The organism is Oxalicibacterium sp. (genome assembly GCF_057353965.1).
The window spans coordinates 45,656-66,750 of the sequence record NZ_JBMQZD010000006.1; the positions used below are offsets into that span (position 1 = coordinate 45,656).

Here is a 21,095-nt window from a genome sequence, read left to right on the forward strand (position 1 = left end):
ATCGCAATACGGCGGCGCGACAGCAATACCGAGCAGACAGGGAAAGAACAATGACCGATCCGCGCACTGCACAACTTGCCGAACAGGACGCTGCCGAACCGTCAGTCCGCTTCACCGACGATCCGCTGTGGTACAAGGACGCGGTCGTCTACCAGCTGCACATCAAGTCCTTCTTCGATGCGAACAACGACGGTGTCGGCGATTTCGCCGGCCTGATCGACAAGCTCGATTACATCGCGCAGCTCGGCGTCAACACGATCTGGGTACTGCCCTTCTATCCTTCGCCGCGCCGCGACGACGGCTACGACATTGCCGCCTACATCGGCGTGCATCCGGATTACGGCACGATGGAAGACGCACGCCGCTTCATTGATGAAGCGCATGCGCGCGGCCTGCGCGTGATCACCGAACTGGTGGTCAACCATACGTCCGATCAGCATCCGTGGTTCCAGCGCGCGCGCAATGCGCCGCCGGGTTCGCCCGAACGCAATTTCTACGTGTGGGCCGACACCGACGTCGGCTACGACGGCACGCGCATCATCTTCTGCGATACCGAGAAATCCAACTGGACCTGGGACCCAATCGCCAACGCCTATTTCTGGCATCGCTTCTATTCGCACCAGCCCGACCTGAACTACGACAATCCGGAAGTGCTGAAGGCCGTGCTCGAAGTGATGGATTACTGGCTGGACATGGGCGTGGACGGCCTGCGCCTCGACGCCGTGCCCTACCTGATCGAACGCGAAGGCACGACCAACGAAAACCTGCCGGAGACGCACGCGATCCTGAAGACGATACGCGCGCACATGGACCGGAAATATCCGGACCGCATGCTGCTGGCCGAAGCCAACATGTGGCCGGAAGACGTGCAGCAGTATTTCGGCGACGACGACGAATGCCACATGGCCTTCCACTTCCCGTTGATGCCGCGCATGTACATGGCGCTGGCGCAGGAAGACCGTTTTCCGATCACCGACATCCTGCGGCAGACGCCGGACATCCCGGAAGACTGCCAATGGGCCATCTTCCTGCGCAACCACGACGAGCTGACGCTGGAAATGGTGACCGACCGCGAACGCGATTACCTGTGGAACCACTACGCGTCGGACAAGCGCGCGCGCATCAACCTCGGCATCCGCCGCCGCCTCGCGCCGCTGCTGGAACACGACCGCCGCCGCATCGAACTGCTGCACAGCTTTCTGCTGTCGATGCCGGGCACGCCGGTCATGTATTACGGCGACGAAATCGGCATGGGCGACAACATCCACCTCGGCGACCGCGACGGCGTACGCACGCCGATGCAATGGACGTCGGACCGCAACGGCGGCTTCTCGCGCGTCAATCCGCAGGCGCTGGTGCTGCCGCCCATCATGGATCCGATCTACGGCTTCCAGGCCAACAACGTCGAAGCGCAGCACAGTGATCCGTATTCGCTGCTGAACTGGATGCGGCGCATGCTGCAGGTGCGCGGCAAGCATCGCTCGTTCGGTCGCGGCACGCTGAAACTGATCTACCCGACCAATCGCAAGATCCTCGCCTACCTGCGCGAACATGAAGACGCGGACGGCAACTGCGAAACCATCCTGTGCGTGGCCAACGTCTCGCACGCGGCGCAGGCGGTCGAGATCGACCTTTCCGTCTTCAACGGCCGTGTGCCCGTCGAACTGCTGGGCGGCACCGCCTTCCCGCCTATCGGCCAACTGCCCTACCTGCTGACGCTGCCGCCGTTCGGCTTCTACTGGTTCATCCTCGCCAACGAATCAAGCATGCCGGCCTGGTATGTGCAGCCGGCGCAACCGCTGCCCGACTACCGCACGCTGGTGCTGCCGCAGGGCGCGCCGGATCTGGTGCGCGGCGCGGCGCGCATGACGCTCGAATACGACACGCTGCCGCACTACCTGTCGCTGCGCCGCTGGTACGCCGGCAAGCAGAAGCGGATCGAATCGGTGCACATCGCGCTCGCCACCACGCTGCCGATGCCGCCCGGCAAGCTGCCGATGATGCTGACCGAACTGGTGGTCGATGCCGACCGCAACGACGACCGCTACTTCCTGCCGCTCGGCGTCTACGCCGATGCCGACGACGGCGCCGCTTCCGGCCTGCCGCAGCAGCTGGCGCTGGCGCGTGTGCGGCGCGACCGCCGCGTCGGCATGCTGACCGATGCCTTTTCGCTGGATGCGTTCGCCTTGCGCATCTACGAACTGATACGCGGGCAGGCGAGCATCGAGACCGACGACGGCCGCATCGTCTGCAGCACCACGCCGCTGATGGAAAAGGTCACGCTGCCGGAACAATGCGACGTGCGCCGCATGACGGTCGAGCAGTCCAACAGCTCGCTGACGATCGCCGACACCGTCGTCGTCAAGGTGATCCGCCATCTGACCGCCGGCATCCATCCCGAACTGGAAATCGGCCGCGTGCTGACCGCGCGCGGCTATGCCAATGCGCCGACCATCCTCGGCGACATGACGCGCATCGGCCGCGACGGCACGCCGCACACGCTGATCGTGCTGCAGGGCTTCATCCACAGCCAGGGCGACGCCTGGCGCTGGACGCTGGATACGCTGGCACGCGCCGCGCAGCAGGCCGACGGCGTAAATGGCGATACGGGTACGACGGGTGCGCCTGCGGGCATTACCGCAACTGCGGCCGGAATTGTCGCAGTAACCGCCGCAGCACCCGGGACATCCGTGCCTGCAAACACAAACACGTCCGCCGAAACGCCGGAAATGGCCGAGATGGCCGATCCCATCATCGACCTGCTGCAGTTCGCCGCCACGCTCGGCAAGCGGCTGGCGGAACTGCATGCGGTGCTGGCGCAGGAATGCGACGACCCCGACTTCAAGCCGGAACACGCCACCGAAGAAGACTGCAAGCGCCTCGCGCACAACATCAAGCAGCAGCTGGAACGCGCGCTGGTGCTGCTGCACGAAAACGATGCGCTGGATGCGGACTTCTCCGCGATGGCCGCCAAGCTGTATCAGCAGAAGGATGCGCTGTCCGCGCTGGTCGATCGCCTCGCCGCACAGGCGGTCGGCATGCTGCGCACGCGTATCCATGGCGATTTCCACCTAGGCCAGGTGCTGGTCGCATCGGGCGATGTCTATCTGCTCGATTTCGAAGGCGAACCGCAGCGTTCGCTGGCGCAGCGGCGCGAGAAAAACAGCCCGTGGCGCGACGTCGCTGGCCTGCTGCGCTCCTACGACTACGCCGCCTATTTCTCGGCCAACAGCGGGCCTTCCGATCTCGGCGAAATCGCGCTGGCGCGCCGCCAGAAGATCCTGCAGCGCTACGTGCCCGAATCGCGCGCCGCCTTCCTCGATGCCTATACCGCCATCGCTCCCGACGCCACCGCTTCCGACGTGCTGCTGGACCTGTTCACGCTGGAGAAGACGGCTTACGAAGTCTGCTACGAAGCGGCCAACCGCCCGACCTGGCTGCCGGTGCCGCTGCGCGGCCTGACCGAACTGGCCGATCGCCTGTTGCAGAAAGACCAGCAAAAAGGATGAAGATGCCTGACGTATTCCCCGCGGCGCCGTCGGCAGTTTCCGCTGCCCATGCCGCATCCGCCATCGACGATGCCGTCCTCGCGACAATGCAGGGACGGCTCGCCGATCCGTTCGCCTTTCTCGGCCCGCACAGAAATGGCGATGTGATCGAAGTGCGCAGCTACCAGCCCGGCGCGATCGCCGTGCGGCTGCACACGAAGCAAGGCTGTCACGCGCTCGAACAGATTGCCGATACCGGCGTGTTCGTCGGCGCGCTATGCAAGGCCGCGCATGACATTCCGCCCTACACCTTGCAGATCGACTGGCAACATGCCGACGGCGACATCGCCACGTTCGAAACCGAAGACCCGTATGCGTTCGGCCTGCTGCTCGGCGATCTCGATCTGCATCTGATCGCCGAAGGCCGCCATCGCGAACTGGGCCGCTGCCTGGGCGCATTGCCGATGACGGTGGAGGGCGTGGCCGGTACGCGCTTCGCGGTGTGGGCGCCGAATGCGCGACGCGTATCGGTGGTCGGCGATTTCAATGCATGGGACGGCCGACGTCATCCGATGCGCCTGCGCGCGCCGGCCGGCGTATGGGAAATCTTCATTCCGCGCCTCGCTGCCGGCGAGCGCTACAAGTACGAACTGCTGGATGCGCACGGCCGCCTGCTGCCGCTAAAGGCCGATCCGGTTGCGCGCGCCACGGAGCTGCCGCCATCGACCGCATCCGTCGTCGCACCGGCCGCGCCGTTTCGCTGGAGCGACGACGCGTGGATGAAGACGCGCGCCGAACTGCCGAGTCTTTCGGCGCCGCTGTCCATCTACGAAGTGCATGCCGGTTCCTGGCTGCGCATTCCGGAAGAAGAAAACCGCAGTCTCGACTGGCACGAGCTGGGCGACCGCCTGATTCCATATGCGCTCGAAATGGGCTTCACGCATCTGGAATTCCTGCCGATCATGGAGCATCCGTTCGCCGGTTCATGGGGCTACCAGCCGCTGTCGCAATTCGCGCCGAGCGCACGCTTCGGCACGCCGGCCGCCTTCGCCAACTTCGTCGACCGCTGCCACAACGCCGGGCTCGGCGTGATCCTCGACTGGGTGCCGGCGCACTTCCCGTCCGACGCGCACGGCCTCGCGCATTTCGACGGCAGCGCGCTGTACGAACACGCCGATCCACGCGAAGGTTTTCATCAGGACTGGAACACGCTGATCTACAACCTCGGCCGCAACGAAGTGCGCGGCTTCCTGATCGCGTCCGCGCTGGAGTGGCTGGAACATTTCCACGTCGACGGCCTGCGCGTCGATGCCGTGGCGTCGATGCTGTACCGCGACTACAGCCGCAAGGAAGGCGAGTGGGTGCCGAACATCTACGGCGGCCGCGAAAATCTCGAATCGGTCGCCTTCCTCAAGGAACTGAATGACACCATCGCCGCGCGCTGTCCCGGCGCCTTGATGATCGCCGAGGAATCGACCGCATGGCCGGGCGTCACCGCGCCTGTGAAGAACGGCGGCCTCGGCTTCACCTACAAGTGGAACATGGGCTGGATGCACGACACGCTGCGCTACGTCAGCCACGATCCCATCCATCGCCGCTATCACCACCACGACATGACCTTCGGCATGGTGTACGCCTATTCCGAACATTTCGTGCTGCCGATCTCGCATGACGAAGTGGTGCACGGCAAGGGTTCGCTATACGGCAAGATGCCGGGCGACGACTGGCAGAAGCTGGCGAACCTGCGTTCCTATCTCGGCTTCATGTGGACGCATCCGGGCAAGAAGCTGCTGTTCATGGGCAGCGAATTCGGCCAGCTCGGCGAATGGAATCACGATGCTTCGCCGGAATGGCACCTGCTCGACGATCCACGCCACCGCGGCGTGCAGCGCCTGGTGCGCGACCTGAACCGGTTGTATGTCGAGGAGCCGGCGCTGCACGAAAGCGATGGTGAACCGGCCGGCTTCCGCTGGCTGGTCGGCGACGACGCGGCCAACAGCGTCTACGCCTTCCTGCGCCTGAGCGCGAACGCGGCGCCGCTGCTGATCGTCGTCAACATGACGCCGGTGCCGCGCAGCGGCTATCGCATCGGCCTGCCCGATCTGGTCGGCGATACAGGCGATGTAACGCACGCGACAGCCTGGGAAGAAGTGCTCAACACCGACGCCGCCGTCTACGGCGGCAGCAATCTCGGCAACGAAGGGCGCGTGACCGCGACCGATCAAGCGGCGCATGGCCATCCGCAATCGGTCGTGCTGACGCTACCGCCGCTGTCCACGCTCGTCTTCAGAAAGCATGCCTGACATGACTACCCACGCCAGCCACAGCCAGCACACCCAGCAATACCGCACGCGCATCCAGACCGGCAGTCCGTATCCACTCGGCGCCACCAGCGATAGCCACGGCACCAACTTCGCCGTGTTTTCCGCGCATGCCGATCGCATCGAACTGTGCCTGTTCGACGCCGGCGGCCGCCACGAAATCGCGCGCCACGTGCTGCCCGAATGCACGGATGAAGTCTGGCACGGCTATCTGCCCGACGTGCAGCCCGGCCAGCTGTACGGCTATCGCGCCTACGGCCCCTACCAGCCGGAGCACGGCCATCGCTTCAATCCGAACAAGCTGCTGATCGATCCGTATGCAAAACGGCTGCACGGCCAGTTGCGCTGGACCGATGCGCTGTACGGCTACCGCGTGGGCGGCACGCGCGGCGATCTCAGCTTCGACCGCCGCGATAGCGCGCCGGCCATGCCTAAGTGTGTGGTGGTCGACGACAACTTCCACTGGGGTCACGACACGCCACTGAACAAACCCTGGGACCGCACCGTCATCTACGAAGCGCACATCAAGGGCATGACGATGCGCGCCGAATGGATTCCGGCCAACGAACGCGGCACCTTCGCCGCGCTGGCCGATCCGGACGTGATCGATCATCTGGTCAAGCTCGGCATCACCGCGATCGAACTGCTGCCGGTGCACGCCAACGTGCAGGATCGCCGCCTGCTGGAAAAAGGCCTGCGCAATTACTGGGGCTACAACACGCTGTCCTACTTCGCGCCGGAACCGTCGTATCTGTCCGACGGTTCACTCAACGAAATGCGCCGCGCCATCCATCAGCTGCACGCAGCCGGCATCGAAGTCATTCTCGACGTCGTCTACAACCACACTGCCGAGGAAAGCGAGCTCGGCCCGACTCTGTCGTTCCGCGGTCTCGACAACTGCAGCTACTACCGCCTGCTGCCTGATCGCCTGCGCCACTGCATCAACGACACCGGCTGCGGCAACACGGTCAATCTGTCGCATCCGCGCGTGATCCAGCTGGTGATGGATTCGCTGCGCTACTGGGTGCAATCGTTCCACGTCGACGGCTTCCGTTTCGATCTCGGCGTCACGCTGGGACGCGAAATCCACGGCTTCGATCCCGGCTGTGGTTTCTTCGATGCCTTGCGGCAGGACCCGGTGCTGGCGCAAACCAAGCTGATTTCCGAACCGTGGGACATCGGGCCCGGCGGCTACCAGATCGGCAACCATCCGGCCGGCTTCGCCGAATGGAACGGCCGCTTCCGCGACGACGTGCGCCGCTTCTGGAAGGGCGACGCCGAGATGCGCGGCGCGCTGGCCGCACGCCTGCTCGGCTCGGCCGATCTGTTCGCGCATCACCGCCGGCGACCATGGGCCTCGGTCAACTTCGTCACTGCGCACGACGGCTTCACGCTGCAGGATCTGGTCAGCTACAACGACAAGCACAACGAAAGCAACGGCGAAGACAACCGCGACGGCGGCAACGACAACGAGAGCTTCAACTGGGGCGCCGAAGGCCCGACCGACGACGCAGGCATCCTCGTCACGCGCGAGAAGGTCAAGCGCGCAATGCTGATGACGCTGTTCTTCTCGAACGGCACGCCGATGCTGCTGGCCGGCGACGAATTCGGCCGCACACAGGACGGCAACAACAACGCCTACTGTCACGACGACGAACTGTCGTGGCTGAACTGGGAACAGGCGGAAAGCGAAGCCGGCCAATCGCTGCTTGCCTTCGTCACGCGCTGCATCGCGGCACGCGCCGAACGGCCCACGCTGCATGCCGCGCACTTCTACACCGGCGAGACGGAAATCCTGCCCGGCCTGCCGGATACGGACTGGTTCGACGAAAGCGGTACGCCGATGGATCAGGAAAACTGGGATTACGCCGAAGGCCGCCTGCTGGCGCTGCGCCGCGTCGCGCGCGCCGAACACAAGCGTGGCAAGGAAGGCGAAGTATCGGCCACGCTGCTGCTGGTCAACGGCCATTCGGAAGACCGCGAGTTCGTCCTGCCGGAACCACAGCTCGGCTGGAGCGTGCTGATCGATGCTGCAGACAGTGCCGCCGAAGCCACCCATGCCTCGCCCAACCATCCACCGCGCAAGCCGGAAGGTGGCCGCATCACCGTCGCCTCGCACAGCGCCATGCTGCTGGTAGCCGATCATGTCGAACTCTGAATCGTATTTTCAACCTTCACTTTTTGAGCCTGCGCTTTTCAAGCCAACATTCGGCGCGCAACTGCGCGCGGACGGCCATACGCGCTTCCGCCTGTGGGCACCGAGCGCGCGCGCGGCCAATGTCCTGATCGACAACGCCGCGCTGCCGATGCAGTCGCTGCCGCACGGCTGGTACGAGGCGACGATACGCTGCGGCGCCGGCACGCGTTACCGCTATGAAGTGATAGCCGAAGACGGCGCGATCCTCGCCGTTGCCGACCCCGCCTCGCGCGCACAGGCCGGTGACGTTCACGACGAAAGCGTGGTCGTCGATCCGCACGGCTACCGCTGGCTCTATCCGCTGTGGCGCGGCCGCCCGTGGCACGAGACGGTGCTGTACGAACTGCACGTCGGCATCATGGGCGGCTTCGAAGGCGTCACGCGCCAGTTGCCGGCGCTGGCCGAACTCGGCATCACTGCCATCGAACTGATGCCGGTTGCCGATTTCCCCGGCGCGCGCAACTGGGGCTACGACGGCGTGCTGCCGTATGCACCCGATGCATCGTACGGTTCACCCGAACAGCTGAAGGCGCTGATCGATACCGCGCACGGCCTCGGCATGATGGTCTTCCTCGACGTCGTCTACAACCACCTCGGGCCGGAGGGCAACTACCTCGGCGCGTACGCAAAGGATTTCTTCCGCGACGACATCCACACACCGTGGGGACAGGCGATCGATTTCCGCCGCCGCGAAGTGCGCGACTTCTTCACCGAGAACGCGCTGTACTGGCTGACCGAGTACCGCTTCGACGGCCTGCGCTTCGATGCCGTGCACGCGATCAGCGAACAGGACTGGCTGCAGGAAGTCGGCGCGCGCGTGCGGCAAGCCATCGGCAAGGAAATGCACAACGCGCGCCACGTGCATCTGGTGCTGGAACACGATGGCAACGCGGCGCACCTGCTGGCCGGCGCCGACGGCCCGACGGCCGATGCCCCCTTCGATGCACAATGGAACGACGACGGTCATCACGTGCTGCACGTACTGCTGACCGGCGAACGCGAACACTACTATCAGGATTACTGCGAGCAGCCGGCAGCACGGCTGGCGCGCTGCCTGGCCGAAGGTTTCGTCTATCAGGGCGAATGCTCGCCGCTGCGACATGGCGAACCGCGCGGCGAACCGAGCGCGGATCTGCCGCCGTCGGCCTTCGTGCTGTTCCTGCAGAATCACGACCAGACCGGCAACCGCGCCTTCGGCGAACGGCTGACCACGCTGGCGCGGCCGTCAGCACTGCGCGCAGCGATGGCGCTGGTGCTGCTGTCGCCGCAGATTCCGCTGCTGTTCATGGGCGAGGAAATCGGCGCCACGCAACCCTTTCTGTACTTCACCAGCTACGGCCAGGCATCGCTGGCCGACGCCGTGCGCCACGGCCGACGCCAGGAATTCGCCGGCTTCGCCGCGTTTGCCGACGAACAGGCGCGCGAACGCATTCCCGATCCGAACGATGTGCAAACCTTTGCGACATCCATCCCTACTGCCGACGATCGTGCTGGCGAATGGCATGCGTGGATGCATGCGCTGCTGGCGATACGCCATGCGCAACTGATGCCGCGCCTCGAAGGCTGCCATTCGCTCGGTGCCTGCGTATTGGAAAACGATGCGGGAAACGAGGAACATGCAGCCGCCGTCGCCGCGCGCTGGCAGCTGGCCGACGGCACCGTGCTGGCGGTCGCCATCAATCTCGCAGAGACAGACGTCAATGTGAAACTCGACGCCATCGCGAAGACCGGCGGCGCCGACCTGCTGTTCGAAACGTCCGGCACGCTGGCCGCGCTCGGCCGCGACTGCCTGCCTGCCGATTCCTTCATTGCCCTGCTGGAGCCTGCCGCATGAGCGCACAAGCCGACCGCCTCGCTGCTCGACAAGAAACATACGACGACGCCCCCGCCAGCGAGGCACTGCATCGCCTCGCGCAAGCCGCCGGCCTGTCGGTCGAGTGGACGGACGCCTTCGGCCATCGCCAGCTGGTACCGGCCGGCACGCTGCGCAAGGTGCTAGCGGCATTGCAACTCGACTGCAGCGACGATGCCGCCTGCGAGGCATCGGTGGCAACGCTGGCGGAGGAAGACCGGCAGCTGGCGATTCCGCCGCTGATCACTGCGGAGCTCGGGCAGAACATCGTGCTGTTGCCGCATGCGCAGGTGCATGGCCACCCTTACCGTCTGCATTTCGAGGACGGCGGCATCGCGGACGGCACCGTCTCCGGCGATACCGGCCAGCCGGCGCACCTGCCGGCGGTCGACCGCATCGGCTATCACCGCCTGTATATCGGCGCACCCGACGGCGAACAGCACAGCGTAACGCTGGCGGTCGCGCCGCCGCGCTGCTTCAGCGTCGCCGATGCCTGCGGCGATGCAGATGCACATCCGCATCTGTGGGCGCTGGCCGCGCAGCTGTATTCGCTGCGCAAGGACGGCGACGCGGCAAACCACAGTGCCGCAGAGAGCGCAAAGACGGCAGAGGCCGCGAAGGTTGCAGACACCGGCTTCGGCGATTTCTCCGCACTGGAAACGCTTGTGCAGTCGGCTGCCGCACACGGCGCATCGGCGATCGCGATCAGTCCGGTGCATGCGATGTTCAGCGCCAATCCTTATCACTACAGTCCGTACGGCCCGTCGAGCCGGCTGTTCTTCAACGTGTGGCACATCGATCCGGCTGCCGTCAGCGGCGCACAGGCATTGGCCGATGCGATTGCACGGCTCGACATTGAAGAGGAACGGCAGCGATTGCAAGCCTGCGAACTGATCGACTGGCCGGCAGCCGCACGCTGGAAGCTGGCCGTGCTGCGCGACCTGTTCGACCGCTACGACATCCGCAGCGACGACTGGAAAGAGTTCGAGACCTTCCGCCTCGAAGGCGGTGTCGCGCTGGAAGACCATGCACGCTTCGAAGCGCTGCATGCGACGATGCGCGCGCAAGGGGTCGAAGGCAGCTGGCGCGACTGGCCCACGCAGTTCCACGATCCGCGAGGCGACGCCGTCGCCTCGTTTGCCGAAGCGCAGGACAACGAAGTGATGTTCCACGCCTTCCTGCAATGGCAGGCGGCACGCGGCTTGCGCCATGCGCAGCGCGCTGCGCGCGACGCCGGCATGAAGATCGGCCTGATCACCGATCTGGCGGTCGGCGCCGAAAGCGGCGGCAGCCAGGCATGGAGCCGTCAGCACCAGATGCTGACCGGATTGTCCGTCGGCGCGCCACCCGATCTGCTCGGACCGCGCGGACAGAACTGGGGACTGGCCGCCTTCTCGCCGCGTGCGCTGCGGCAGTACGGTTATCAGGCCTACATCGAAATGCTGCGCGCCGCCTTCCATTACGCCGGCGGCGTACGCATCGACCACATCCTCGGCCTGCAGCGCCTGTGGCTGGTGCCGGAAGGGATGGACGGCACGCACGGCGTCTACCTGCGTTATCCGCGCGAAGACCTGATGCGCCTGATCGCGCTGGAAAGCCATCGCTACAAGGCGATCGTGATCGGCGAGGATCTCGGCACCGTGCCGCCGGGCTTCGGCGAATCGCTGGCCGAAGCCGGACTGATGGGCATACGCGTACTGTGGTTCGAACGCGAAGGCGATCGCTTTCGTCCGCCGTCGCACTGGTCATCGCACGCGATCGCCACTACCGATACGCACGATCTGCCGACGATCGCCGGCTGGTGGCAGGCACGCGACGTCACGTGGCGCGCGAAGCTCGATCTGCTGGCCGCCAATGCCAGCGCCGAGCACGAATACGCGGCACGCGCGCACGAACGCTGGATGCTCACGCATGCGCTGAACGAAGCACTTCCCGAGGTTTTTCCAGATACGCAAGTCGACGGCAATGCATCGCAGCCACCCTTGAACGCCATCCTGCGCTTCGTCGGCATGACGCCGGCACCGCTGGTGATCGTGCCGCTGGAAGACGTGCTCGGCCTCGACGAACAACCGAACCTGCCCGGCACCATCGACACGCATCCGAACTGGCGCCGCCGCCTGCCGCTGCCGGTGGCGACGATGCTGGATGGCGAAGTGGCGCAACGGCTGAATGTGCTCGCCGACGCGCGCCGGCAAAAAGAAGAAGAGTACAGAGAACAGAAAAGACAATCGGGAGAAAAAAACCGATGAGCATTCCCCGCGCCACCGCGCGCCTGCAGTTGCACAAGGATTTCACGCTGGACGATGCCTCCGGCGTCGTCGATTACTACGCGGCGCTCGGCATCAGCCATCTATACCTGTCGCCCATCCTGACGGCGCGGCCCGGTTCCACGCACGGCTACGACATCGTCGACCCGACGCGCATCAATCCCGAACTCGGCGGCGAACCGGCGCTGCGGCGTCTGATGCAAAAACTGCGCGGCGCGCGCATGGGCCTGATCGTCGACATCGTGCCCAACCACATGGGCGTCGGCGGCGCCGACAATCCGTGGTGGCTGCACGTGCTCGAATGGGGACGCCACAGTCGCTACGCGCGCTGGTTCGACATCGACTGGAATTCGCCGGACCCGATGTTGCGCGGCAAGATACTGCTGCCCTTCCTCGGCGACCAGTACGCGCAGACGCTGCGCTCCGGCGACCTGCAATTGCACTTCGATGCAGAAAGCGGCCAGCTTTATCTCGGCTACTTTGCGCACCGCTTTCCGCTGGCGCCGTGGACCTACGGCCTCGTGCTGCGCCACGGCGGCACGGCGATCCACGCGGCCACTGCCGGCTTCTCCGAAATCGATCCCAACAATGACGACGCCTGCGAGCGCCACGAACAGCGCTGCACGATATTACGCAACATCGCGCGCAGCGGCGAAGATATGGCCGCAATCGCGCAGGCGCTGACCGCATTCGCACCCGACGTGCAAGGCGGCGTCAGCCGGCTGCATCGCCTGCTGGAGCGACAGAACTATCGACTGACCTGGTGGCGCAACGCGGCAGAGGAAATCAACTGGCGCCGCTTCTTCGAAGTCAGCGACCTGGCCGGCATCCGCGTCGAACTCGACGACGTGTTCGACGCCACGCACGCGCTGATCCTGCGGCTGTATGAAGAAGGCCTGATCGACGGCGTGCGCATCGACCATGTCGACGGCCTGGCCGATCCGATCGCCTATTGCAGAAAGCTGCGCACCGCGTTGACTGCACTTGTCCCGAAGCGGCCGGCCGATGCGCCGGACGCGCATCCCTACATCGTCGTCGAAAAAATCCTGATGCACGGCGAAACGCTACGCACCGACTGGGCCATCGACGGCACCACCGGCTACGATTTCATGGAACAGGTCGGCGCACTGCTGCACGACGACAGCGGCGCCGCTTCGCTGGGCAAGATGTGGGCAGAACTGACCGGCGACAGCGACAACTTCGCCGCGCACGTCGCCAACGCGCGCCGCCAGTTGCTGCGTGAGAATTTCGTCGGCGAATTCGCCGCGCTGACGCGCGCCGTGCACGCAGTAGCGCGCACCGAACTCGACACCCGCGACATTTCGCAGGCGGCAATCGCACGCGTGCTGACCGAACTGCTGGTCGCCTTCCCCGTCTACCGCACCTACTGGTCGGAAGACGGTCGCAGCGATACCGACCGCGACGTCATCGAGCGTGCGCTCAACGAAGCGCGCCGCAATCTCGCCTCGCAGGATCTGTCGCTGCTCGACACGCTGATCATGCTGTTCGATACCGCCAACATCGATCCCGACGCCAGCGCCGATGCGCCGGAGCTACGCCGCCTTGCGGTGCGCCGCTTCGAGCAGCTGACGCCACCGCTGGCCGCCAAGTCGGTGGAAGACACCGTGTTCTATCGCTACGGCCGCCTGCTGTCACGCAACGAAGTCGGCGGCGATCCCGAATACTTCTCGTCGACTATCGACGATTTCCATGCGTTCAATCAGCAGCATGCCGCGCACTTCCCACATGCGCTGCTGGCGACCGCCACGCACGACCACAAGCGCGGCGAGGATGTGCGCGCGCGGCTGGCCGTGCTGAGCGAAATCACCGACGAATGGGAAGAAGCCGTACGCCGCTGGAAGCGCCTGCACACCGATCTGCGTGTGCGGCTACCGACCGAAGACGAGACGGTGGAACTGGTCGCACCGGCGCTCGACGCCGAAATCATGCTGTACCAGACGATCTTCGGCGCATGGCCGCCCGAACTGCGTGCCGACGACGTCGACGGCCTGCAGCGCTATGCGGAACGGCTGGCCGCATGGCAGCAAAAGGCGCTACGCGAAGCCAAGCGCCATTCGAGCTGGGCGATGCCGAACGACGATTACGAACAGGCTTGCCGCGGTTTCCTGATGGCGCTGTTCGACCGCGAAAAGAGCAGCGCCTTTCTCGACGAGATGGTCGAATGGGTGGAACGCACCGCCAGCGCCAGCATCGCCAACAGCCTGACGCAGACGCTGCTGCGCCTGACGTCTCCCGGTGTACCGGATCTGTATCAGGGCACCGAATTCTGGGACTTCAGCCTCGTCGACCCCGACAATCGCCGCCCGGTCGATTATGCGGCGCGCCGCCTGCTGCTGGCGGAAGCGTCCGACCTGCGCGACCTGCTCGATACCGATCCGCGCATCGGCGCACAACAGGCGCAGTCGAAGCACAAACTGATGCGACAGCTGAAGCAGCCGCTGATCCGCACCGCACTTGCACTGCGCGCCCGCGCACCCGATCTTTTTGCGCAGGGCGAATACATTCCGCTGCGCGCCGAAGGGCCGTTGGCCGAGCACGTCGTTGCCTTCGCAAGGCGATATCGGGGACATACGGTGGTAACAGCCGCGCTGCGCTGGAATCTGCTGCTGGTCGGCCCGGATCTGGCGCTGAAGGACGACGGCGAGCCGACGACGATCATGCTGCCGGACCTGCTGGCCGCCAGCATCGATCTGCTGTCGGGCCGCCGCCTCGCCGCAACGGCGCAACTCGATATCGCCGAGCTGTTTGCCGTACTGCCGGTGGCATTGCTCGATACGGGCACACTGGTATCGCACTGACGATCGGCCATCGGCAAGGCACATGGAGCCCTCACCGGCGCCAGCACCATCGAAGCCGGTAGCGCAAGGCAGGCGCATCAACAATCACTCCCAGCTGTCATCAAGGCGTCGGTTGGTTTGCGCCGTGCCTTGGTAAAGCCAGGACACGGCACGCCGGATCAATGACCGACAGGAATCGGATTGTCGACAATCGACTGGTTAAACGCATTAAACAATTCGTGTTCGCCCGAACCCGGGTTGTCACGCAACGCCGCGATCGCATCGACGTACACCTCGATCCGGTCGCTTTCCAGTCCGCGCATGGTCGCTGCAATGAAATCGGGCAGAGGCATGGCGCGCGGATCGCCGCTCTTGTGGATCAGATCGGTATCGACCCATGGCGGCGCGATCTCGATGACGCTTACACTGCTGTTGCGCAATGCAAAGCGTTGCGACAAGGCATAAGAGTGAATCGCCGCCTTGGTCGCGGAATACACGGCGTTGGTCGCAATCGGCACAAACGCCAGCACCGACGAATTATGGATAACCACCGCATCCAGTTGCTGTTTCAGGTGCGGCAGCAATGCTGCCGTCATGCGAACCGGGCCAAGGAAATTCGTTGCGACCGTTGCCAATACGCTGGCTTCATCCACGTCGCCTGCCGCATCGTCGAACGGCATGATGCCGGCGTTGTTGAACACGACATTCAATTTGGGAAAGTCGGCAATCAGCTGGGCTGCCACCGCCTTGATTTGTTTCGGGTCCTGGATGTCGAGTTCGATGCTGCGCATCCCCGGATTGGCTTTGGTAACTTCATCGAGCAGGGCCTTGCGGCGGCCACTGATGATGACCTGGTTGCCGCGCTTGTGGAATTCTTCCGCGATGCCGCGACCGATACCGGAAGCACCGCCAGTGATGAAGATGGTGTTTTGTGTGAGTTTCATGATGGTCCTTGGGTTGATGAAGTGAATTGAACAGCCTTCATTGTGCCGACCAGTTGATTATCCCTTATGACATAAAAACCTCGTTTTAGGACATTCCATGATATCGATATAAAACCAAACATCCCCATGAAACCTAGGCAGATAGATGTTTCACACAGTTATTCGCCAAAGTCCTAAAATGCGTTTTTTATGGAAAATAACTGCGGGAGCGCTTCGTGAGCAAACGTATCGGACTGGTGATCTATCCCGGCTTTCAGGCTCTGGATCTGGCGGCACTGACCGTGTTTGAATTTGCCAATCTGCTGAAGGGGGAGACGGCGTATGAATTTGCCGCGCTGTCACTGGAAGGCGGGGCGGTCCAAAGCTCGGTTGGCGTCGTGGTCGAGAGTCAGGCAATCGGATGGGGGGCATACGATACATTGATGATTGCTGGCGCAACGACCCTGCCTCCCTCCTACCCGGAACTGGAAGCCAAGCTGGTGGAGGCTGCCAGAGCAACCCGTCGTATCGCCAGCATCTGCACCGGGTCCTTCATCCTTGCCAATACCGGCTTGTTGAACGGCAAGCGCGCCACCACGCATTGGGTGCACGGCCGGCATATGCAGGAAAAGTATCCCGACATCCAGGTTGACGAAGAGAAGATTTTCGTCAAAGACGGCAACGTCTGGTCTTCAGCCGGCGTGACCGCCTGCATCGATCTGGCACTGGCATTGGTCGAAGCGGATCTCGGTGCCGAGATTGCCAAGAAGATCGCACGCATGATGATCGTTTATCACAAACGAACTGGCGGACAATCGCAATTCTCTGCGTTGAGTGATCTGGAGCCAAGCTCGGATCGCATCAAGGATGCCCTGCGTTTTGCCAGGGAGAACCTGCATAAGGATTTGACCGTGGACGACCTGGCCGAGCACGTGCACTGGAGTCCGCGCCATTTCAGCCGGGTATTTCAAACGCAAACGGGCATGGCCCCGGCCAAGGCCATCGAAAAGATGCGCATCGAGGCGGCACAGGCATTAATCGAGGATGGCCACTCATCGATCGGCCGTATTGCCGTGCTGGCAGGATTCGGCGACGAGGAAAGGATGCGTCGCGCTTTCTTGCGTACGCTTGGCCAGCCGCCGAAGGTATTCGTGCACCAGGTGAGAACGCGGAATGACAACGTGTACCTGAATTAATACAGGAACTGCGCAGCAAACGGGGCCATCTGCGAACCTGCCGCAGTCAAATCTTGCGTTGCTGCAGACCTTTTTCGTGACATGCCGCGGCATGCACCACCAAAAACCTCAGAGAGAAAATTCCGTTGGCAGCAGGCATCTTCCGTGCATCTGCCGCACATTTCTTGCGCATTGTTTCATTTCGCGCCTGCATTTCCTACAGCCGACTGCGGCGTTCGCCTATAGAGCGTCGGTCGGTGCTTTCCTAACATGATCCGACATTCCGCATGAGCTTCATCCATCGCGGATCGCGGGCGTTGTCGCCGCGCCCTTCATTTCACTCACCTCACTTCAGGAGACCGGACATGGCCAACAATCAAGGCAACAACCAGAGCGGCAATGCAGGCAGCACGAGCAATCGCGGATTCGCGTCGATGGACCCCGACAAGCAGCGCGCCATCGCCGCTCAGGGCGGACGCGCCGCGCATGCCAGCGGCAACGCCCATCAGTTCACGCCGGCCGAAGCCAGCGCGGCAGGCCGCAAGGGCGGCACCGCCAGCCACAGCAATCGCGCCGCCAAGCTCGGCAGCAGCGCCAACAGCACGCGCGGCATCGAGCAGCAGGAGAAATCGGGCGGCATGAGCCACAAGGAAAAATGAGCGCTGCCGATTGCGCGTCGGCGAGAGCCGGTCGTCTGCGCGGATGTGACGAGTGTCGTCCGGCAAACACCGTCATGGCCACACACTTTAGTACGCGAATACCGGCACGAATGTCGACCAGCAGTCGGTAGCCGATCGTCGACAGATACAGAAATGCCCGCAATCGCGGGCATTCTTTTTCATGCAACTGATGTACGGCAGACGTCCGGCATTTCCGAACGAAGCATCATGCCGCGTCAGCTCTTCTTGCTGCTCTGATTGCCGGACTTCTGCGACGAAGAACCGGAATTCTTGTTGCTGCTGCCAGTGCCGGCATTGCTTCCCATGTTGCTGCTTTTGCTGCCCTGGTTGGAGGCCTGACCATGCTGCTGGCTTTTCTGATTTTGCTGGTTCTGCTGTTGCTGGTTGCCCATGATGTTCTCCTTTATCGAAGAGTGGTTGCATTGCGGCCGGTGCGTCGCTCACATGCCTGTCGCAACGCACCGCCGAACAGTCATCTTCCGTGCAAGCGCGTCATCTGCGTATAGGCACATTCCGAATTTGAGGTAGGAATCCCTTTCTCGTTTCCCTCTACTTTTTGTGTTTTCTTGTCATCCGGCATCGCCGATGCACGCCTTGGCGCCGTGCACGCATTGATGTGCCACTTATGTGCGTCGTTTCACAGACTGCAGCACACGATGAACTTAAGGTAGTGATTCCAGTGGTGCTCCCTTCGATGCTTTCTTTTCACGCAATGCGCGTCATACAGGCATGCAGATTCTGATCGTCGAACATTTCCCCGTCGTGCGGGCCGGCATACGGCAGTGGCTGTCTTCGGAACCTGACCTGAACATCGTCGGCGAAACGTCCTCCGCCCGAGACGGCGTGCGCATGACCGACCAGTTGCGGCCGGACGTCGTGCTGCTGGACATCACGCCGCCGCGCCGCAACGGCTACGAAGCGCTGCTCGCTTTCAAGGAACGGTGGCAACGCCTGCCGGTGCTGGTCATCAACGGCAGGCCTGAGCATTTCTACACGGTGCAACTGATGAGCAGCGGCGCGGCCGGCTGCTTTCCGGCAGACGGTTCCGGCGAGGAACTGGTGCGCGCGATCCGCACCGTCGCCGGCGGCCGGCTGTACCTGGGCACGATGGCTCCAGCCGGCACCGACGACACAAGCAATGCCGAACAGCTGCAACTGCAGAGGGAGCTTGACGGAAAGCCGCGCGCACTGCACGAGAAGCTGAACCCGCGCGAATACGAAATCTTCCTCAGCGTCTGCCGCGGCGAGCGGCTGACGCAAACTGCGGACCGGCTGTCGCTCAGCCTCTCCACCGTCAATCGCTATCGCAAGCAGGTGCTGGCCAAGATCGGCGTCAACGATATCCCCGGCCTGATCCGCTATGCGGTACATCAGGGCATAGACAGTACGCAATATTGAGCTGAAATGCCCTGCGGAATCTTTGCCTTCCAAAAACTTTGTTGAGGCACAATGGTCAGTATGGGTAAGCCCATGCATTGAACAGGAACAGCAGATGCCTCGACACGATTCCGCATCACCGGCCCGCATCGGCGGGCTCGACATCGGCGGCACCAAGATGGCGGCCACTGTCGCCGACCGCAACGGCCCGCTGGCGCGCGTGACTGCGCCGACCGCCAAGACCGGCACCAACCGCGCGCCGGCGGAACAGGCGATCGCCCTGCTGCGCGACGCATGCCGCCGCGCCGGCATGCAGTTCGACGAACTCGATCATATCGGCGTCAGTTCCTGCGGACCGTTCGTTCGCCGGCACGGCATGATCGAGCTGGTCACGCCGAATATCTGCGGCGGCCTCGGCAAACGCGGCGAGCTGCCGAACGACTGGACCTCCGTGCCGCTGGAGGAAGTGTTGCGCGGGCAATTTGCCGACGTGCGCATCTGCAACGATTGCGTTGCCGCACTGTCCGCCGAACGAGCCTTCGGCCGGCTGCAAGGCGAAGACAATTGCGCTTACGTGACGTGGAGCACCGGCATCGGCTTCGGCCTGTGCGTGGACGGCAGGCCGCTGCACGGCAAGAACGGCAATGCGGGCCACGCCGGCCACATGCTGCTGACCGATCAATCCGACGCGCAATGCGGCTGCGGCAATTTCGGCGATACCGAAGCGCTGGCATCCGGCCAGAATCTGGAAATACGCTACCGGCGTTCCCCCGAAGAACTGTTCAACGCGGCGCGCGACGGCGACCAACAGGCGCGTGCCGCAGTCGCCGACGCCGCGCGCTGGTTCGGCCGCGCGCTTTACAACGTGACGGCCACGCTCGATATCGCCAAATTCGCCATCGGCGGCGCCATCTGGCATTACCACGGCGACTGGCTGGAACCGCTGGTGCGCAACGAACTGTGTTCGCATCTGCCGGCGCTGACATCCGGCGTATCGCTGCACGAACCCGGACTGGATTCGCTGGTGGCCGACATCGGTGCCTTGTATCAGGTCATGCCGGAAGACTGGTACGAACACTGGCGTACGCAACGTCCCTGGCAGCGCGCGCTGCTGCAAGGCAAGGACGAGGATTGACGATTACCGCAGGCGTGTGGACGGTATGACGATGTTCTGGCGATGTCATGCAGCAAGCCGCATCGCTTCGCACTTCGATGATCGTCGAAACCATATGCACATGCCCGCGAAACTGCACGCATCTTGTCGCAAGCCAGACAATCTTTAATCGTCTGTCTTGCGGCATGCACGGACAGGTTGTATCCGTGTTGATTTCTCCCCCACCTTCACTTGCGCCGCCATGGCGTGGCCGCCATCTCATCCGTCCACGCGATTCTTTCCATACGATTTTTTAGGCGTCAGCACTGCGCATTCGCATAGCCGGACACGAATTCGCGCATCTCCCCAGTCGCCGGATCGTAGACGTGGCGGCGTATCTTGCCGATGTCGCCGCCATAGACATGGATGCTGATCGAGACGCGATCGTCGTACAGGTTGGAAACACGATGGATGTCGCCGGCGGCCGGTGACAGCATCTCCACGTCGCCCGGACGCAATACCGTCTCGCCCAGACTGCGCATCGCCGCGCCGCCTTCATTTGCGGCGGCCGGAACGACAGCCGGCGCATAGCGCTCGCTGCGTTCCGCGCCGCGCAGCATGCCGATCAATCCCCATACCGTATGGTCGTGCACCGGCGTCTTCTGGCCCGGTCCCCAGACGAAACTGACGATGGAAAAGCGCTCAGCCGCATCGACGTGCAGCAGATATTGTCGATAGAACTGCGCATCGGGCCGGGCGTATTGAGGCGGCAGCCAATCGTCGCCTGCCACCAGTTCGCGCAGCAGGACGCTGCCTTCACGCAACACACGCTCCTCATCCGCGCCGGTTCCGGCCTTCATTTCGCCCGCTTTTTCGGTCGCGTTTTCCGCCAGCAACGCCTCGAAACCGGCGATCGTCAGCTGC

13 protein-coding genes are annotated in these 21,095 nt (G+C 63.5%); 10 read left to right on the plus strand and 3 right to left on the minus strand.

From position 1 onward, the window contains the following. The first annotated feature begins 50 nt into the window (after positions 1 to 50). Genes treS through treY form a run of 6 tightly spaced genes read left to right on the plus strand, consistent with a single transcriptional unit; the run spans position 51 to position 14,944 of the window. A complete protein-coding gene (gene treS / locus ACO1VH_RS11230; protein WP_486244561.1) occupies positions 51 to 3,509 on the plus strand; it encodes a maltose alpha-D-glucosyltransferase in 3,459 nt (1,152 codons plus the stop codon). Between the two features lie 2 nt (positions 3,510 to 3,511). Continuing rightward, a complete protein-coding gene (glgB, locus tag ACO1VH_RS11235; RefSeq protein WP_486244562.1) occupies positions 3,512 to 5,791 on the plus strand; it encodes a 1,4-alpha-glucan branching protein GlgB in 2,280 nt (759 codons plus the stop codon). 1 nt (position 5,792) lies between these two features. Further along, positions 5,793 to 7,967, plus strand: coding sequence for a glycogen debranching protein GlgX (gene glgX / locus ACO1VH_RS11240; protein ID WP_486244563.1), 2,175 nt, complete (start codon positions 5,793 to 5,795; stop codon positions 7,965 to 7,967). Next, positions 7,954 to 9,840, plus strand: coding sequence for a malto-oligosyltrehalose trehalohydrolase (gene treZ / locus ACO1VH_RS11245; protein WP_486244564.1), 1,887 nt, complete (start codon positions 7,954 to 7,956; stop codon positions 9,838 to 9,840). The genes glgX and treZ overlap by 14 nt, the downstream gene beginning before the upstream one ends. Then, a complete protein-coding gene (gene malQ / locus ACO1VH_RS11250; RefSeq protein WP_486244565.1) occupies positions 9,837 to 12,107 on the plus strand; it encodes a 4-alpha-glucanotransferase in 2,271 nt (756 codons plus the stop codon). Before treZ ends, malQ begins: the two co-directional genes overlap by 4 nt. Beyond that, a complete protein-coding gene (gene treY, locus ACO1VH_RS11255; RefSeq protein WP_486244566.1) occupies positions 12,104 to 14,944 on the plus strand; it encodes a malto-oligosyltrehalose synthase in 2,841 nt (946 codons plus the stop codon). The genes malQ and treY overlap by 4 nt, the downstream gene beginning before the upstream one ends. A gap of 158 nt (positions 14,945 to 15,102) precedes the next feature. Here treY and ACO1VH_RS11260 read toward each other — a convergent pair whose 3' ends face one another. Then, positions 15,103 to 15,867: an SDR family oxidoreductase gene (locus ACO1VH_RS11260; RefSeq protein WP_486244567.1), complete on the minus strand. Its 765-nt coding sequence runs from the start codon at positions 15,865 to 15,867 to the stop codon at positions 15,103 to 15,105. 227 nt (positions 15,868 to 16,094) lie between these two features. Here ACO1VH_RS11260 and ACO1VH_RS11265 point away from each other — a divergent pair, with 227 nt between their 5' ends. Both ACO1VH_RS11265 and ACO1VH_RS11270 read left to right on the plus strand, forming a co-directional pair. Continuing rightward, on the plus strand, positions 16,095 to 17,042 hold the full coding sequence (locus ACO1VH_RS11265) for a GlxA family transcriptional regulator (protein ID WP_486244649.1): 948 nt from the start codon (positions 16,095 to 16,097) through the stop codon (positions 17,040 to 17,042). Positions 17,043 to 17,386: 344 nt separating this feature from the next. Then, positions 17,387 to 17,680 carry a KGG domain-containing protein gene (locus ACO1VH_RS11270; protein WP_486244568.1) on the plus strand — a complete coding sequence of 98 codons (294 nt, stop codon included), beginning with the start codon at positions 17,387 to 17,389 and terminating at the stop codon, positions 17,678 to 17,680. Positions 17,681 to 17,916: 236 nt separating this feature from the next. Here the strand turns inward: ACO1VH_RS11270 and ACO1VH_RS11275 are convergent, their stop codons facing one another. After that, the gene (locus ACO1VH_RS11275) at positions 17,917 to 18,093 is read right to left on the minus strand and encodes a hypothetical protein (RefSeq protein ID WP_486244569.1); all 177 of its coding nucleotides are present in this window, start codon (positions 18,091 to 18,093) and stop codon (positions 17,917 to 17,919) included. Between the two features lie 337 nt (positions 18,094 to 18,430). On the opposite strand from ACO1VH_RS11275, the gene ACO1VH_RS11280 reads away from it, so the two are divergent. Both ACO1VH_RS11280 and ACO1VH_RS11285 read left to right on the plus strand, forming a co-directional pair. Next, positions 18,431 to 19,099 carry a response regulator transcription factor gene (locus ACO1VH_RS11280; RefSeq protein WP_486244570.1) on the plus strand — a complete coding sequence of 223 codons (669 nt, stop codon included), beginning with the start codon at positions 18,431 to 18,433 and terminating at the stop codon, positions 19,097 to 19,099. Positions 19,100 to 19,193: 94 nt separating this feature from the next. Continuing rightward, positions 19,194 to 20,213 (plus strand): ROK family protein, encoded by a 1,020-nt coding sequence (locus ACO1VH_RS11285; RefSeq protein WP_486244571.1) that lies wholly within the window; start codon positions 19,194 to 19,196, stop codon positions 20,211 to 20,213. A gap of 278 nt (positions 20,214 to 20,491) precedes the next feature. Here the strand turns inward: ACO1VH_RS11285 and ACO1VH_RS11290 are convergent, their stop codons facing one another. Next, positions 20,492 to 21,031, minus strand: a complete 540-nt coding sequence (locus tag ACO1VH_RS11290) for a cysteine dioxygenase family protein (RefSeq protein ID WP_486244650.1) — start codon at positions 21,029 to 21,031, stop codon at positions 20,492 to 20,494. Positions 21,032 to 21,095: the final 64 nt, after the last annotated feature.

Bases quoted from the DNA above. Each gene is read 5' to 3' on its own strand.
- treS (WP_486244561.1), top strand. From the start codon at position 51: ATGACCGATCCGCGCACTGCACAACTTGCCGAACAGGACGCTGCCGAA.
- glgB (WP_486244562.1), top strand. From the start codon at position 3,512: ATGCCTGACGTATTCCCCGCGGCGCCGTCGGCAGTTTCCGCTGCCCAT.
- glgX (WP_486244563.1), top strand. From the start codon at position 5,793: ATGACTACCCACGCCAGCCACAGCCAGCACACCCAGCAATACCGCACG.
- treZ (WP_486244564.1), top strand. From the start codon at position 7,954: ATGTCGAACTCTGAATCGTATTTTCAACCTTCACTTTTTGAGCCTGCG.
- malQ (WP_486244565.1), top strand. From the start codon at position 9,837: ATGAGCGCACAAGCCGACCGCCTCGCTGCTCGACAAGAAACATACGAC.
- treY (WP_486244566.1), top strand. From the start codon at position 12,104: ATGAGCATTCCCCGCGCCACCGCGCGCCTGCAGTTGCACAAGGATTTC.
- ACO1VH_RS11260 (WP_486244567.1), bottom strand. From the start codon at position 15,867: ATGAAACTCACACAAAACACCATCTTCATCACTGGCGGTGCTTCCGGT.
- ACO1VH_RS11270 (WP_486244568.1), top strand. From the start codon at position 17,387: ATGGCCAACAATCAAGGCAACAACCAGAGCGGCAATGCAGGCAGCACG.
- ACO1VH_RS11275 (WP_486244569.1), bottom strand. From the start codon at position 18,093: ATGGGCAACCAGCAACAGCAGAACCAGCAAAATCAGAAAAGCCAGCAG.
- ACO1VH_RS11280 (WP_486244570.1), top strand. From the start codon at position 18,431: ATGCAGATTCTGATCGTCGAACATTTCCCCGTCGTGCGGGCCGGCATA.
- ACO1VH_RS11285 (WP_486244571.1), top strand. From the start codon at position 19,194: ATGCCTCGACACGATTCCGCATCACCGGCCCGCATCGGCGGGCTCGAC.
- ACO1VH_RS11290 (WP_486244650.1), bottom strand. From the start codon at position 21,031: ATGAAGGCCGGAACCGGCGCGGATGAGGAGCGTGTGTTGCGTGAAGGC.